This is a genomic window from Gilliamella sp. W8136, from assembly GCF_016101285.1.
Taxonomy (GTDB): Bacteria; Pseudomonadota; Gammaproteobacteria; order Enterobacterales; family Orbaceae; genus Gilliamella; species Gilliamella apicola_N.
Map to the genome: position 1 here is coordinate 1 of NZ_JACFQU010000005.1, position 16,678 is coordinate 16,678.

14 protein-coding genes and 1 pseudogene are annotated in these 16,678 nt (G+C 34.8%); 5 read left to right on the plus strand and 10 right to left on the minus strand.

Annotation, left to right across the window (positions count from 1 at the left end):
* Nucleotides 1-107: 107 nt before the first annotated feature.
* Nucleotides 108-314, minus strand: coding sequence for a hypothetical protein (locus H3T96_RS03880; protein WP_144091707.1), 207 nt, complete (start codon nt 312-314; stop codon nt 108-110).
* A gap of 1,232 nt (nt 315-1,546) precedes the next feature.
* Between H3T96_RS03880 and H3T96_RS03885 the strand changes: the two genes are divergently transcribed.
* Nucleotides 1,547-2,977 (plus strand): sodium:proton antiporter, encoded by a 1,431-nt coding sequence (locus tag H3T96_RS03885; RefSeq protein ID WP_144091706.1) that lies wholly within the window; start codon nt 1,547-1,549, stop codon nt 2,975-2,977.
* A 22-nt stretch (nt 2,978-2,999) separates the two neighbouring features.
* Here H3T96_RS03885 and H3T96_RS03890 read toward each other — a convergent pair.
* The 3 genes and pseudogenes from H3T96_RS03890 to H3T96_RS03900 form a co-directional block, all read right to left on the minus strand.
* Nucleotides 3,000-3,164 (minus strand): annotated as a pseudogene (locus H3T96_RS03890) (carbohydrate porin); the annotation flags it as partial.
* Between the two features lie 228 nt (nt 3,165-3,392).
* Nucleotides 3,393-4,742, minus strand: coding sequence for an MFS transporter (locus tag H3T96_RS03895; RefSeq protein WP_144091704.1), 1,350 nt, complete (start codon nt 4,740-4,742; stop codon nt 3,393-3,395).
* A gap of 28 nt (nt 4,743-4,770) precedes the next feature.
* On the minus strand, nt 4,771-6,339 hold the full coding sequence (locus H3T96_RS03900) for a family 78 glycoside hydrolase catalytic domain (RefSeq protein WP_144091703.1): 1,569 nt from the start codon (nt 6,337-6,339) through the stop codon (nt 4,771-4,773).
* A gap of 285 nt (nt 6,340-6,624) precedes the next feature.
* On the opposite strand from H3T96_RS03900, the gene H3T96_RS03905 reads away from it, so the two are divergent.
* The 3 genes from H3T96_RS03905 to H3T96_RS03915 all read left to right on the plus strand — a co-directional run bounded on the left by H3T96_RS03905 (nt 6,625) and on the right by H3T96_RS03915 (nt 9,363).
* Complete coding sequence (locus H3T96_RS03905) at nt 6,625-7,449, plus strand: helix-turn-helix domain-containing protein (RefSeq protein WP_144091702.1); 825 nt, start codon at nt 6,625-6,627, stop codon at nt 7,447-7,449.
* Nucleotides 7,450-7,645: 196 nt separating this feature from the next.
* Entirely contained in the window at nt 7,646-8,470 is an 825-nt protein-coding gene (gene rhaS, locus H3T96_RS03910) for an HTH-type transcriptional activator RhaS (RefSeq protein WP_186279232.1), read from the plus strand.
* 29 nt (nt 8,471-8,499) lie between these two features.
* On the plus strand, nt 8,500-9,363 hold the full coding sequence (locus tag H3T96_RS03915; protein WP_186279231.1) for a helix-turn-helix domain-containing protein: 864 nt from the start codon (nt 8,500-8,502) through the stop codon (nt 9,361-9,363).
* Between the two features lie 58 nt (nt 9,364-9,421).
* On the opposite strand, the gene rhaM is transcribed toward H3T96_RS03915, so the two are convergent.
* The 6 genes from rhaM to rhaB form a co-directional block, all read right to left on the minus strand.
* The gene (rhaM, locus tag H3T96_RS03920) at nt 9,422-9,736 is read right to left on the minus strand and encodes an L-rhamnose mutarotase (protein WP_144091699.1); all 315 of its coding nucleotides are present in this window, start codon (nt 9,734-9,736) and stop codon (nt 9,422-9,424) included.
* Nucleotides 9,737-9,826: 90 nt separating this feature from the next.
* Nucleotides 9,827-10,981 (minus strand): lactaldehyde reductase, encoded by a 1,155-nt coding sequence (gene fucO / locus H3T96_RS03925; RefSeq protein WP_144091698.1) that lies wholly within the window; start codon nt 10,979-10,981, stop codon nt 9,827-9,829.
* Nucleotides 10,982-10,997: 16 nt separating this feature from the next.
* Entirely contained in the window at nt 10,998-12,032 is a 1,035-nt protein-coding gene (gene rhaT / locus H3T96_RS03930) for an L-rhamnose/proton symporter RhaT (RefSeq protein WP_086327531.1), read from the minus strand.
* Nucleotides 12,033-12,086: 54 nt separating this feature from the next.
* Nucleotides 12,087-12,911, minus strand: a complete 825-nt coding sequence (rhaD, locus tag H3T96_RS03935; RefSeq protein WP_086326293.1) for a rhamnulose-1-phosphate aldolase — start codon at nt 12,909-12,911, stop codon at nt 12,087-12,089.
* 14 nt (nt 12,912-12,925) lie between these two features.
* The gene (locus H3T96_RS03940; RefSeq protein ID WP_144091697.1) at nt 12,926-14,176 is read right to left on the minus strand and encodes an L-rhamnose isomerase; all 1,251 of its coding nucleotides are present in this window, start codon (nt 14,174-14,176) and stop codon (nt 12,926-12,928) included.
* Nucleotides 14,177-14,214: 38 nt separating this feature from the next.
* Complete coding sequence (gene rhaB / locus H3T96_RS03945; protein WP_144091696.1) at nt 14,215-15,621, minus strand: rhamnulokinase; 1,407 nt, start codon at nt 15,619-15,621, stop codon at nt 14,215-14,217.
* Between the two features lie 207 nt (nt 15,622-15,828).
* Here rhaB and asd point away from each other — a divergent pair, with 207 nt between their 5' ends.
* Nucleotides 15,829-16,677 (plus strand): archaetidylserine decarboxylase, encoded by an 849-nt coding sequence (gene asd, locus H3T96_RS03950; RefSeq protein ID WP_144091695.1) that lies wholly within the window; start codon nt 15,829-15,831, stop codon nt 16,675-16,677.
* Nucleotide 16,678 lies beyond the last annotated feature (1 nt).

Here is a 16,678-nt window from a genome sequence, read left to right on the forward strand (position 1 = left end):
CTTCGGATAATGCCCTATAATAGGTATCTTGGTTTAATTCTTCATCACCAACCGGAAAAATGAATTTCGTTGTTTTTTTCATGGACATTCTATTATTCCTTTATAGATTATCCTGAAAAATTTGTAGAGCTAAATGAGGTATGCTTTTTTGATAATCGTGCACCTTCTTTATTATTGTGATTTGATTTTGGTGACACTATAAAATGATAACGAGTTTCATCTTTATGAAGGGCTATTTGATTTACACCATTAACTGACTCATGATTTAAACCATCACTCAACTGATTCATCAGTTTTGTTAATCCTTTATGCATGTTATCCTCGATATATTTCATGTTTATAGCAAATACAAATATGTTTTACTTAACTATTTTATTGTTATTAATAATTATTTGGCATTATTCTTACCTAACCAATTTATAATTAATATAAATGTTGCTAATAGGTAGTTGAGTATAAAAGTTATACAGATCTAAAAACAATCTAATGCAGGGTATAAAATACCCTATTTAGGGTATTTTGCAATCTTTTTTTAAAATTATCTAAATTAAAATTAAACGTATAACTTACTGATATAATTAATTAATCAACATAAGATAATTAAAATTTTTTGCCTAACAATTATCAAAGAAGAATTAACAAAATTTTGCTTTTTTAGATTTTTTATTAAGTATTTTGTAAAGAATTTTTATTAAAAGTTATATATACAAAATCATTTTTACTCAAACATACCTATTTTCTGAAAAATTTTGAAAAAATAATTAGCTACACATTAATAAGAATAATTTTTTAAACTGTCGATAGGGTAGTGAATTGGATTTTAGTGTGTTTAAATTATTGAATTGAAATTAATTTAAAAAATCAATTAAGTTAATAAGTTATAATTAATTTTGTAAAAAATATTCAGATGTCTATGTCATTTCATTTTAAAAGTGTATTAAATTTAAATTATAAGTGTGAATTACAATAGCAAAAAGTGAGTAGAACTTTGCTTTTACACATTCTCTATATTTATTTTGTTCAGTGCTTTTTTAAATGATTAGCCTAAAAAAGAAATTTTTTAAACAGTCGATAGGGTAGTGAATTAGATTTTAGTATGTTTAAATTATTGAATTGAAATTAATTTAAAAATAAATCAAATCAATAAATTATAATTAATTTTGTAAAAAATCTTCAGATGTCTATATCATTTCGTTATTAAAAGCGTACTGTGCATAAAAAATGAGTACGAATGCTAGTAAGTAGTGAAAAGGTAAAACTTTGCATAAATTTGATCCGCTTTTGAATATTAAATTCATATAAAAAATTGAAACGGTATAGACTCCTGAATATTTTTTACAAATGCTGAGAGAGTATTTTTCATTATTTTGTCGATAAAACATTCACTAAGGGATTATTACCCTAATAATCCAATTTAGCATACAAATCTATCTAACTTTTTATTTCAACGTTTAACCAGTTGTTGCCTAAAGTTTTATTAATAGCTTGATTGGTAAACGTTGAATATTTCGGCTATAATTCTTTGCTTTAGCGCCTGTAATAGCATATGAAAACCCATTTTAATTTATCATTACTATCATCTATTTTATTAATCTTAATGCCGTTTGATATCTATGCAGCGGATTTTAGTGGTCATGATCTGTCAATTTATTGGGGAGTCCCCTTTGTCGGGATTTTGCTTTCAATCGCGTTAATGCCGCTGTTTTTACCACGGCTTTGGCATCATCATTATGGTAAAGTCACATTAGGCTGGACGCTGATGTTTTTATTGTCTGCATTAGTAACGTTTGGCTGGCAAACAACGTTAAATCTAACAACACATGCCATTATTGCTGAATTTATCCCTTTTATTTTATTACTGCTGGCGCTATTTACAGTTTCTGGTGGGATTTTAATTAAAAGCGATGCAATAAGTACCCCAAAATTAAATGTTGGTTTGCTGGCAATAGGAACTCTGCTTGCATCAGTAATGGGTACAACAGGTGCAGCCATGCTAATGATTCGGCCTTTAATTAGAGCTAATCGTGATCGTCAACATGCCGTGCACATTGTTATTTTTTTCATCTTTTTAGTCGCCAATATTGGAGGCGGTCTTACACCGCTGGGTGATCCTCCTTTATTTATTGGTTTTTTAAAAGGCGTCGATTTTGGTTGGACAGTTCAACATATGCTGTTGCCTGTTTTGCTGACATCGAGCTTGTTATTGGCTATTTTTTATGTGATTGATCACAAATATTTTAGTCGGCAATATGGTGAATTACCCGTAATGGGCAAGACCTTATCACACAACAAATCAATTAAAATTTATGGGATTAAGAATATATTTTTATTGGTAGCAATTATTGCTGGTGTACTTATGTCGGGCATTTGGCAATCATCCGTTAATTTTGAATTTTTAGAAGTTCATATTGCATTACCTAATTTAGTTCGCGACATCATTTTTGTGATAATCACCATTACATCAGTGCTCATTACCCCAAAGCAAGTAAGAGCAGGAAATGAATTTAATTGGGATCCAATTATTGAGGTTGCCAAGCTATTTTTAGGAATTTTTATCACTATCGTTCCTGTTCTGGCTATTTTAAGAGAGGGTCATGACGGTGCATTGGCACCAGTAGTTGCTTTGGTAAGTGATTCGCAAAACACCCCAATTAATAGTATGTATTTTTGGCTTTCAGGTTTGTTGTCAGGATTTTTAGATAATGCGCCCACTTATTTAGTCTTTTTTAATTTAGCCTCTGGCGATGCTACACTCTTAATGACTACGCTTGAAAAAACTTTACTTGCAATTTCAATGGGGTCTGTGTTTATGGGAGCACTTAGCTATATCGGTAATGCCCCTAACTTTATGGTTAAAAGTATTGCAACCCAAAGCAAAATCATTATGCCTAGCTTTTTTGGTTATATGAAATGGTCAATTGGTATTTTGATTCCTGTATTTATAATAGATAATTTAATCTTTTTTGTGCTGTTCTAAATTAAGTTTGCCAATCATCTTTTTAACCAAAATAAAAGCTAGCATTATCTAAATTCACTTTACCACTGAGATCGACCTGTGGTTGTATTGGAAAAGCAGCATAAGAGTGATTGGCTAACTCACATTTACCGTCTAAACTAATTGAGATTCGACTATTCACTCTCCACCGATCGCCATCTTTGACATCTAAATCGTTTTTACTGTCGTTTTAATGGATGGTTGATGTTTTTTCTTGTAGTATCAATATTGAATTCACCCTCACCCTTTAACTTAAGTGCACCTTGTTCTGTCTACCATTCAAATAATTCACGTGTTGAAAGTAAATATAAACATCAGCCTACAACGACAATTTTTAGCTACATAGATCTCTCCTTTTAAATTATCAAAATACCCTTTAGTACGCTTACTTATCTTCTTATTCACTTTCATTTAATCGTTTGGCATCAAGTTCTGCACAGATGGACGCATAAATGTCATCAAGTTTGTAAAATTTACCAATCCAAACCATAGAAGCTATGATTAAAATTACAGGTAGATAGAGGTAGCAAAGCTTGATGGCAAAAAGTGCACTTGGTACTTGTTCTGCATTAGCGATATAACCACCAGAAGAGAGTAAAAAGCCTGTAATTGCACCCGCACCTGCCATCGCAACCTTACCTAAAAAACCGTTAATAGAGGTTAAGATACCGGCAGTATTAATGCCTGTTTTCCAGACGCCATAATCAACAGGATCGGCTTGCATTGAAAAATAGATCGCTAAACGTTGACCCGCTCCAATCGATAAAATCACCGCACCAATTATTAAGCCAAGATGATTAATGCCTGATAGCATCATAATCCCCATTCCGACTAAATTAATGGTGCTAGCGAATAGGTAAATATGGCGTTTTTTAAGACGATTAGCTAAGAAAGGAACGGTGAGCGTTCCAAGTAATGGTACAAAAGTTGATATACCTGCAATAATGGCGGTTAATTCAGTGCTTTGGACATAATAATTGAAAAAATAAACTAACGTGCCCGTTTGTAAAAAGAATGCTCCCCACATGAGAAAGATATTGAAAGCAAATACTTTCCAAGGGGTATTATTTCTTAGACCTTGCCATGCTCGTGTTAGCGTCATTTTATCTTGGGTTATTGAGATTTTTTCTTCAACATTTTTAAAACTGACGATTAAAAAGAAAGTTGCAATGCCACCAAAAATGATTGCAGTATATAAAAAACCATGATTTTGATTACCATTACCTAGCGTTGCAACTAAAGGTAATGTTGCCACGGCAACAATGGTTGATCCTAACGATCCTAATAAAATTCTTACTGAGGATAAGGTTGTACGTTCTAAAGAATCGGCCGTTAAAAACGGTAACATTGCACTAAAAGGGATATTAACAATGGTGTAGATAAATGACAGACACAAGTAGGTTACAAATGCATAGATAAGTTTTCCTGTGGTACCAAAATCGGGCACATAAAATACCAATACACATAGTATTCCAAAAGGAATTGCGCCGATTAATAACCATGGACGACACCGTCCCCAACGGGTTGATGTATTATCAATGATAAGCCCCATTAATACATCAGCGACACCATCAACCAATCGCGTAACTAAAAACATAATACCAACATAGTAAGCAGGAAGTTCCATTACATCGGTATAAAAATACATAAGATACAATGAAATTAATTGCCATACTAAGTTACAGGATAAATCAGCAATCCCATAACCAATTCGTTGTTGCCAAAGTTTAAATATTGAATGCATCATTTTAAGATCCTTTAATAATATTGATTGGTTAAAGAGAGTATTGACGAATAAACCAAGCAGGTGTACAGCTCCATGCATGGCAGTAACTGTTAATTATTTTGTTTCCGTAAGGTGAATAATTGAGATCGTTGGGATCAAAAAGTTCCCAAAAAGTGTCAGCGCCATATTCAACCATTTTTCCCCAATAGGCTTTAATTTCGTCTATCGCCTGTTTTTTCATACCAACTTTTAATAAAGCTAAAATATAGTGATGACGTAAGTAAGGTGTATTCATACCAATATCGGGAGGAGTTAATAGCAACTTATTCATCAATTTTTGCTGATGGTTACGATCTCCTACATCAGCAAGAATCATCCAAATTTGCGTTGCATAGCTAACTTGACGTTGCGCTCCACTTATGTAAAATCCTGATTTGTCATCCCATAGTTGGTCGGCAGCGTGTTTAACAAAATCCAATTTTTGTTGTAAATTTGAGGATATTTCTGGTTGAAAGGTTTGGGATAGCTTTATCGCTTTGTCTAAACAATAGATTAAAACACCTTGTGAAGCACCTTGTTTATTGAGTTTTTCATGCCAATCAATAAATGACCACCAGTCATCACTATCAACTACTAGCCCATATTCATCACAACGTTTTAGCGCGATGTCGATCTGTTGTAAGGCTATAGGCCATAACTCTTTGACTGTATTATGATCACTTGTTGCCATGAAATAGTCATATAAGACATCAATGTAAAACAGCGAATAATCAAATAAGAACGTATCATCAGCAATTATTTGTGGTTTGACAAAAATATTGGCCGAAACCATTCCATCTTCTCGCCTATGGCTTGCAAACAAATATAAGCAACGGCGAACAAGGTCATGTTGTTTAAATGTAACATTGTTGACTAAAGCTTGAAGTCGTAGGTCTCCTAACCACAATCGTCTATCTCGTTTAGGGCCATCTTCAAACACTTCTTGCATACAGTTTCGCAATGTGTGCACTGATACTTGATCTATTTTAGCCAGTTGAGGATCTTGTGTTTGACATTCAATACAGTATTTAGGTGCTGAACTTACCGTTTTAAACTCGAGATCTTTAAACGTCAAATTGTATTTAGGCGATAGTGAAACAATCTCTATTTTCAAATAGCGAAAACAGTAACGTCTGGATAAGGTTATTTGTGCAGGTAGCACATCAATGTATTCGTCGTGTTCTTGTAACCAACTTTTACTTAACCATCCTTGATATTGACTAAATGGCTCTGCAAGTTCACCTAAAGTTTCCGCAAAGGTGAACTTGATATGTGCAGGAGCATCGGGAGGACTGCCTACCGCATCACACAAAAAAGATAAATACCCAACACCATGTTGTCCAAAATCAATAATATAACTTTCGCCAGTTTGAAAGCTTTGATTGAAATAAACTGTCGCAGGGCTAATGACCTTAGCCGACCATCCATGAACCGCTTTAGGATCATTGACTAATGTGATGATATTTTGCGCTTTGATGATTGTTTGATGAATTGTGGGTAATAAATTTTCGGCTTTAGAAATAAACGTTATGTCTCGAATCATAACAAGATCATCATTTTTTTGCATCGCTTGTGACATAGTCTTCTCCTTTAAAATATCTATTTTTAGGAGTATAGCTATGCGGTGCTTAAGGCAGCTACTTTGACACTGCCAGATTAGCGGTATAAATGGCAGTAGCAAAAAGATCATTAAGAGTCAGTTCACATTTTTAGAATTATTATTTTTAAACGGAAAGTTAATTACATTATTGTATGAGGAGTGAAAGTGAAAATAATTTTAACAATCATTACAGCTACACCTTTTTTAACTCAGCATTTTCACTCAGCATAATTAGAATTAATTAAAAGAAGTTAGGTAAGCATTATGAACCATTTAAAAATCATTACTTATTTTAATTCTGAATTAGATAAATTAGCACTGTATAAAAGTGATCCAGAAGGTAATAGTTTTGAGCATAACCATGAGTTTGATGAGCTGGTCATTGTAGAGCAAGGCCATGGACTGCACGTTATTAATGGTAAACCTTTATTTATTCAACAAGGTGATGTGTTTTTAGTACGTTGCCATGATTATCATTTCTATGATGATCTAGGCACTTTAAAACTGACAAATATCTTGATTAATCCTCGTCGAAAATTTATGTTTTTAAATAAGATAGAAATATTATTGAATCGAATTTCCGCAAGTGATTTAAATACTTATGTTTGGTTAGCACCTAGCCTAAGAAAAGAGTGTAATGCAGTTATCGATCAAATGTTCGATTTGCAAAACTCATTAGAGTATCGTGAATTTTTATTTTTTAAATTAATTACCATTATTGATCAATCAAAACGGCAGGCACAAAAAAATAACACACGTTATAAGCTTCACCTTCTGCTTAATCATTTACAAGAAAACTGCTTTGATGAATATGATTGGCATACTATTGCTCAACATTTTCATTTAACGCTTAGAACAATGTTCAGGCATATTAAACAAGCAACAGGTTTAACACCAGAAAACTACATCAAACGACTTAGATTATTATCTGCACGCTCAAAAATTCGTGAAAGTGATATGACCATTACTGAAATATCTTTACTTTGCGGTTTTATCAATAGTACTCATTTTACAACGCTATATAAAAAAACATTTGGTATTACACCAAGTGAAGAAAGGAAAATCGGTAAGCAAAATTCATTAGATTAAGCGAATAATTAATAGCTCAACTTGTAAGTCTAATAGGTTGTCAAAAGTGTGAGTCTTCGCACAAATTTGATAAAAAGTCCAAACTTCCTATAAATTACAGCCAAAAAAAGATTTTCCATGTCCAGATATTAAAGGTCAGATAAGATTTTACTTTTAGAATATAGATATAATGATTAGTAAAACGATGAGGTCATCTATGATTCAGAAGCTGCTTGATAAGGATTTTTTTGTTTCTAGTGAGCAAAACATCACCCTTGAACCTCGAGCACCACAACCCGTATATCCTGAACATACTCATAATTTTAATGAAATTGTTATTGTTACAAAGGGTTCGGGTAAACATATTTTAAATGGTCAGCTTTTTGACCTTTATCCAGGCATGATGTTTTATATTCATGCAAGTGATTGCCATTTATACGAAAACGTTAATAATCTACATTTAACAAATATCTTATATAAACAGCCCGATAAATTCAATTTCATCAATGGCATTGGCGAATTAATACCTACTCAAAATTCTAGCCAATCGCACTATTTTGTGGACAAAAAATGTAACCAACATGTGCAAACCATTTTGAATCAACTCAATCAAGTTAATGAACAGTCAAATCCTATTCAGGAAAGCCTTTTTTTACAGCTACTTTTGTTATTTAAACAAAATCAGTATGTGAATCATGGATCAGGCTCGACAGATACTCGAGTTAAACAGTTATTACACTGGCTACAAATTCATTTTAAAGAAACCATTGATTGGGATAAGATCACTCAACAATTTTCATTGTCACTGCGCTCTTTTCATCGCCACATGAAAAACCAATTAGGTATTACTCCTCAAAAATATTTAATAAAATTACGTTTAGCAGAGGCCTATAACCAATTAATATATACTAGTAAATCAATTACCGAAATTGCTCAGGAATGTGGATTTAATGATAGCGCCTACTTTTCAACATGTTTTAAACAAGAGTTTAAAGTTGGTCCACAAATATTACGTAATGATCCAGAAAAACGTTATCATTAATGGCTATACACGGACGTCAGGAACAGGTTATGAATAAACATTTACGTTTATATAAACAGGACTATTTTATTTCAGAAATAAATACTGTTACTGTCGAAAAAAGAGATGATCAACAGCCTTTTCCTTTGCATAATCATGATTTCCATGAAATTGTCATTGTCTGTTCGGGTAATGGTTTGCATCATTGGAATGATTATATTTATCCTATTACCAGTGGCGATATTTTATATATTAATCCTAAAGATCTTCATGGTTATGAATCAGTAAATAATCTTAAATTGTTTAATATATTATATTTGCGAGAAACGCTTTTTTTATCAACAATAATTGAAAAATATCTTCCTAAACATAATGCTAAACATACGGAACGCGTTTGGCGTATTAATCCTTCATTTATTAAGCAGCTCTCGCCGTTAGTTGATCAATTAACCTTAGAATCAAAAAAAAATAATTTAGCTTCAGTGCATTTGTCCGAAGCGTTATTTTTACAGTTATTGATTTTGTTAGATAGAATCAAGCAAGTTCCTAATGAACAATCCCCTACAGCAACTCATCAGTTGGATCTGCTCTTTACAACACTGCATAACAATATTGGCAGTTCATTTAATTTAGAGATGTTTTGCAAACAAAATCATATTGCTAAACGTTCGATTAGTCGTTTATTTAAAAGCCAAACTGGCATGACCATTAATGAGTATCTGCAAAAACGTCGTTTATGTAATGCGATGTCATTACTGCGAAATACTCAATACTCGATCAGTATGATTTCATCAGAATGTGGTTATGATGATAGTAACTATTTTTCTGTAGTTTTTAAAAAAGAGACGCAACAAACACCATCCCAATATCGAGCAAAATTCAAAGATAAGATTAATAAAAATATAAATTTATAGAATTAAAATAGATTGTTAAAGTCAACTCTCTTTTAAATCAGTAAAAGAGAGCAACACATTAATTGAGGTAAAATACGGGTAATAACTCTTCACTTATTGGGCTATTATCGACATTACTTGGCATAATATCTTGCATAAATGCCCACCATTTTTGACAAGCTTGAGTTTTAGCAACCGCATCCCAACGCTCTTGGGATTCAATTTCTACATATGCGAAAAGTAAACTGCGTTTAGTATCCAAAAAGATCGAATAGTTGTGCGCACCGTGAGCTTTGAGTTCTGTGACCAACTCCGGAAATATTTCATCGTGTCTTTTTTTATATTCCGCATGTTTATCTGGATGTACTTGCATGATTGTCGCTTTTCTTAACATGATCACTCCTTTTAATCTTATTTATAAATAACAAGATAGATTAAATAAATATCATCTAACCTATCTCGACGTTATTAACGGATGAATGTTTTATTCATATATAGCATGATAAAGTTGTTCAATTTCACTAACATTTGTATCACGAGGATTACCGCCCGTGCATACATCATCAAAAGCAGCTTTTGCAAGTGCAGGGATGTCTTCACGTTTCACACCAATTGCTTTCAAATTAGCTGGAATACCCACATCTTGATTAAGTTGTTTTACGGCATCAATAGCGGCTTGTCTGGCTTTCTCAATGCTCATACTTTCAGTGCCAACAACCCCCATTGCCTTAGCAATATCACGGAATTTATCAGCAGTAAAATCAGCATTGTAAGCCATGATATGAGGGAGCAAAACTGCATTTGCCACACCATGCGGTGTACTATAAAATGCGCCTAGAGGATGAGCCATACCATGGACAAGGCCTAAACCAACGTTTGAAAAGCCCATGCCAGCAATATATTGCCCAAGTGCCATCTCTTCCCCCCCTTTTTCGACGCCTTTAACCGAATCACGCAGTGAACGTGAAATGATTTCAATCGCTTTTAGATGGAACATGTCAGAGAGTTCCCATGCACCTTTAGTAATATATCCTTCGATAGCATGAGTTAACGCATCAACCCCCGTTGCTGCTTTTAAACTTGCAGGCATGCTCGCCATCATATCGGAATCAATAATGGCTACTGCCGGAATGTCATGCGGATCAACACAAACAAATTTGCGTTTTTTCTCTTCATCTGTGATAACGTAATTGATCGTTACTTCAGCAGCAGTTCCGGCTGTGGTTGGTATGGCGATGGTTGGAACCGCTGGTTTTTTAGTTGGTGCAACGCCTTCCAAACTGCGGACATCGGAATATTCAGGATTATTAATAATGATACCAATTGCTTTAGCAGTATCTTGTGGTGAACCGCCACCAATTGCAATTAAATAATCAGCACCTGATTGTTTGAAAATTTCAACGCCCTTTTGCACTACACCAATCGTTGGGTTAGGTATGACATCATCAAAAATTTGATAACTCAAACCATTGTCATCCAATAATTTTGTAACTTTGGTCGCAACATTGAATTTAATAAGATCTTTGTCCGTTACAACCAAAGATTTTTTAAAACCTCGTTTTTTAACTTCATCCACAATGTGAACAATTGAACCTGCGCCAAAATATGACGTTTCATTTAGAATCATACGATAAGACATAATTTTTTCCTTCAAATTAATTTGCCATGCCTAAACCAACAATATTGGCAGCAACAATAATCACCAAACAACCAATGCAAAGAACTCTTACTGGTTTTGTACCGGTACCAAGCCACTCTTTTAATACTAATCCAACGATGCCACCACATAATACATAAAAACTCATATGTAACATCCAACTCATAAAACCATATTCGGTTGGGATATTGGCATGTCCCCATGCATAAAAGAAGAATTGGAAATACCACATTGCACCGCCCAATATGGCAAAAAGTACATTACTGATGAGTAACGATTTTGCAACAGAAATATCTTGTTTGAATGACAGATCTTTTTTAATACAGAGGCGTGTAATACAGAAACCAAGATTAACAATCGCTCCGCCACCCATAATGACAACATAACTTGGTAGTGCAACATAAAGGTTATCAACACCTAATTCAGCCGCTTTTGTGTGCATAGGTACAGCTGCACTCATGGCAAATGACATACCGGCTGAAAAAATACCACACATAATAGCCAGCAATAACCCTTTTTTAAGGTTAAAATCGACGACTTGTACTCCAAGGGTTTTCTCTTTTAAAAGTCCAGCATAAGTAACAATACCAACCCCGACAACTGCGACAGCAACGCCTAATAATGTCATCTTACCGCCAGTCGAAGCAACCAGTTCCCCAAATTTTCCTTGTAAAATCGGCGTCATCAAAGTACCAACAATTAAGGTAATACCAATTGCGATACCGATTCCCATCGACATACCCAAATAACGCATGGTAAGGCCATAGCCGACATTACCCACTCCCCACATTGCGCCAAATAGAAAAACGGGTATCAATATTTGTGAACCAAATGAACCATAATAAGCCCAAAAATCGGGTAATAAAAAGTAGCTAATAGACCATGGTAAAATAATCCAAGAAAACAGACCGGCTATTGACCACATCGTTTCCCATGACCAGTTTTGCACTTTTTTTAATGGTGCATAAAAACAAGCAGCAGAAGTGGCACCCACAAAGTGCCAAAAGATGCCTAGAAAAATCGAACTACCCATATTTGTATCCTTATATCTAAACAATATTAATTAGGCTATTTTTACTAAGCTTATTTATTGTTTTAAAGCATCCTCTAAAGGAGTGACATCAAACCGTTGAGCAAGTAGCCTAAATTGCTCTGTCGTAATGGTTTGTCTCTTGCCGCCCATCGATAATACTTTAACTAATACTTCCGCTGATTTTTCAGCCGTATCAATTAAGCCAAAGGCTTCATCTAACGTTTGTCCTGTGCCAAAAACGCCATGAAATGCCCAAAGTACTAAAGTGTGTTTTGCCATTTCTTGCGCGGTTGCATAACCAATTTCATCTTTGCCCGGCACCATCCAAGGCACCACTCCAACGCCGTCAGGAAAGACCACCAAGCATTCAGTACTCATTTCCCATAACAAGCGGGTAATGACCGCAGTATCAAGTTCAAGCACATAGGTTAACGCAATTAAATTGGTCGCATGGCAGTGCATAATGACACGATCTTTACCCTGACTTTTCTCAATTCGGACAATATGTGATTGCAAATGTGCTGCCAATTCTGAAGTTGGCAATCCACCATTAATCAACCCCCACATGATGTAATAGCCTTTGCCTTGTTCGTCAATTTTTACAACCGCTAAAGTATCAGCGGGATCTAAAATCACATTACGAAAGAATTTACCCGAACCTGTAACAATAAAGTATTGATTGGCCAATTTGCTTACATCTTGAGTAAGCGTTACATGACGTGGGTTTTGATAAAAATCGTTTTTGAAAGATATGATATCGCTTTCCAATAATCGCAGACTTACATTACCGCCATTACGTTCATCCCAACCTTTTAACCACATGTCATAGGTCGCTTTAATCATGCCTTGTACAAACCATGAAGATTGTATTTGTTGCATAGTTATCACCTTTATTATCGTTGACTTAATACGTGTTGTTCATACTGACGAACTTCGTCTAACCATGCTTGCCCTACTGGGACATCATTAAGTTGACAATATTTGTCCCAAACCGCTTGCCAAGGCAGTGATTTTTGTTCTTCTAATAATGCTAAACGGGAAGTAAAATCACGGTTATGTTCATATTGTTTGAGTTTATCTGTCGGTTCTAATAGAGCTTTTAATAGACATTTTTTCATATTGCGAGTACCAATTACCCAAGCAGCAATTCGGTTGATGGAGGCATCAAAAAAGTCTAAGCCGATATGAACACGATCGAACAATTTATTACGAATGATCTCACTAGCAATATTTTGAGTTTCATCATCAAATAACACGACATGATCGCTGTCCCAACGTACCGGACGGCTGACGTGTAGTAAAAGATGTTCAACAAATGGCATAACAGCCGAAATCTTATCTGAAATAACTTCTGTTGGATGGAAATGGCCAGCATCTAAACATAATGCCGTTTTACGAGAGGTGGCATAAGCTAAATAAAATTCGTTTGAGCCCGCAGTATATGATTCTAAACCAATACCAAATAATTTACTTTCGACTGCATCAATGTGATATTTTGGATCGATTTTTTCACTAATAATCTCATCAATAGATTCGACTAGACGTTGTCTTGGTCCAAATTTGTCAACGGTAATATCTTTCATGCCATCTGGTAACCAGATGTTCATAATTGATGGCGTACCTAACTCTTTACCAAAGTATTCTGATACTTTACGACACGCTTTGCCATGATCGATCCAAAATTGACGGATTTGGTCGTTAGTGTGAGTTAACGTCCCGTCACTACTTAATGGATGCGAAAAGTAAGTAGGATTGAAGTCTAAACCAATTTGCTGTTTTTTTGCCCATTTCACCCAATTAGCAAAATGTTCGGGTTTGATCTCATTACGATCAACTTTGTGATCGGCTTCTAGGTAACAGGCATGTAAGTTCAGACGTTTAGGTCCAGGAATTAAACTAAATGCTTTATCTAAATCTAAGCGGAGTTCATCAGCACTACGAGCTTTGCCAGGATAATTTCCAGTTGCTTGAATACCTCCGGTTAATTCGCCCTCTTGCTTTTCAAAACCAGCCACATCATCACCTTGCCAGCAATGTACTGAAATTGGCAAGCGAGCCATAGCGGCAATGGCGGCATCAGTGTCTACACCTATTTCAGCAAATCTTGATTTGGCAATTTGATATGCATTTTCAACTACATTCATGGAATACTCCTTTATAAAATATATAATTTTTTTATTAATTAACTATTGTTTGGATAGTAGTATTTGGTATCAAAATTTTGAGCGATGATCTGACGCAAAGTTTTGACATTTTTAATAGCGCCTAACGAAATCAATTGATAACCCACGTTCCCGAGTGCTGAAGATTCAATTGGCCCAGCCGTAACATTGATTTGACAAAGATTGGCACATAACTGATTTAAAAAAGTGTTTTGGCTGCCACCTCCAACGATATGTAACGTATTGATTTCTTCATTTGTGATCGTTGCCAATTCTTTAATTACATCACGATATAAATGAGCCAAACTGTCAAAAACACATCGTACTAACTCCGATAAACGTTCAGGCGCATGACCGTAATTCTCTAAACAAACCTGTTTAATGGTTTCTGTCATTGATTGAGGATTTAAAAAACGAGAATCATTTGGGTTGATAATGTAGGCAAATGGGGATTCTTGTTGTGCTAATTGAATTAATGAGGTGATATCCTTAACTTCGTATTCAGCGCAGATTCGTTGGAATAACCAAAGTCCCATTATGTTTTTTAATACCCGATAATGCCCATCAACGCCACCTTCGTTGGTAATATTGGCGTTTAATGCTTGTTGCCCAGTAAACGATTGTTTTGATTCAATCCCCATTAATGACCACGTACCAGAACATAAATAGGCACTATTTTTATCAGTAATGGGTGCGGCAATAACTGCACTAGCCGTATCATGGCTAGCAATGGCTATGACAGGAATTTGATCGCCTGTTGGTGCCCGCCACATTCCAACTTGATTACCAGGTTGAGTAATTTCACCAAACCATTTACGCGGAACACCTAAATAGTTGAGCAAGTCATCATCCCAGTCATGAGTAGCAACATTAACTAATTGAGTGGTAGAGGCGTTAGTGTATTCGCGATTTAATTGGCCAGTTAACCTATAAATTAGATAATCCGGGATCATCACTAAATCGGTTATTTGTGATAACCAAACGGGATGTTCAATCATCATCGCTTTGAGTTGATAAAGCGTATTAAAAGTAAGAAATTGGATACCTGTTTTTTGATAAATCGTTTCTGTGCCCAAATCTGATTGCACAAGTGACATGATATTATCTGTTCGGTGATCACGATAAGCGTAAGTGGGGCCAACTACGTGTCCATTTTTATCAAGCAAAACATAATCAACCCCCCAAGTATCAATGCCAATACTATCAATTTTGATATTTTGCTGAATAATTTTATTTAGACCGATTAATATTTGTTGTTCCAGATAAACTAAATCCCAACAAAAATGATTACCTATCGCTTTAAATCCATTATTAAATCGGTGAATCTCTTCAAGCGTTATTTTTTGATTTTGCTGTTGATAGCATGACAGCATTACCCGACCACTGGATGCCCCTAAGTCTATTGCTACAATATATCTATCTTCCATTAACACTGCCCTTAGTTTTATTAATGGTAATAGTTTAGATAGAAGTAAATATGGAGACTTTTAATTGATTGCCATTGTTTAATAGATATTGGCAAAATTTTTAAACTAAGTGTGATCTATCACACAAATTGCCGATTTTAAGGGTTTTATACATTCCAATAAATTATTGGTATAATGATTCTTTTATACAAAATTTGAGAGTAATCCATGTCAAATCAGTTAAAAGCAATTATTCAGTATCTTCTTCCTAAACAGTTATTAACCTCGTTATTTGGTTGGCTGGCTAAAAAGCAATTAGGTAAAGTTACTACTTGGATAATTCAGGGCTTTATGAAACTGTATAAAATAGATCTAAGTGAAGCAAAATTAGAAAATGCCGAAGACTATAAAACTTTCAATGATTTTTTTGCACGTAAACTAAAAGAAGATGCACGCCCAATTGATAGCGCGGTTAACTCTATCGTTATGCCTGCTGATGGGACTATTAGCCAATTTGGTACGATTCAAGATAATTTATTATTACAAGCAAAAGGACATTATTATTCTTTAGAATCACTCCTTGCTTGCCATTCCGATATGATTAAATTCTTTAAAAATGGCTCTTATGCAACCACCTACCTTTCACCAAAAAATTATCACCGTTTTCACATGCCTTGTGATGGGGTTTTACGTGAAATGATTTATGTACCGGGTTCACTCTTTTCTGTGAGTCAAGCAACTACTGAATGTATACCAAATATTTTTGCTCGCAATGAACGCGTAATCTGTTTATTTGAAACCGATTTCGGACCAATGGCACAGATTTTAGTTGGTGCAACCATCGTTGGCAGTATTGAAGTACAATGGGAAAGCTGTATTACTCCACCACGTGAAGGCATAATGAAACGTTGGGTCTATTCAGGTGAAGTAAAATTAGTTAAAGGACAAGATATGGGATGTTTTAAACTCGGTTCAACCGTCATTACCTTGTTTGCATCTAACACAATTGAATTTGATAGCCACTTAAAAGTTGGTAATACAACACGTGTTGGTCAAAAATTAGCTGAAAGGATATAGC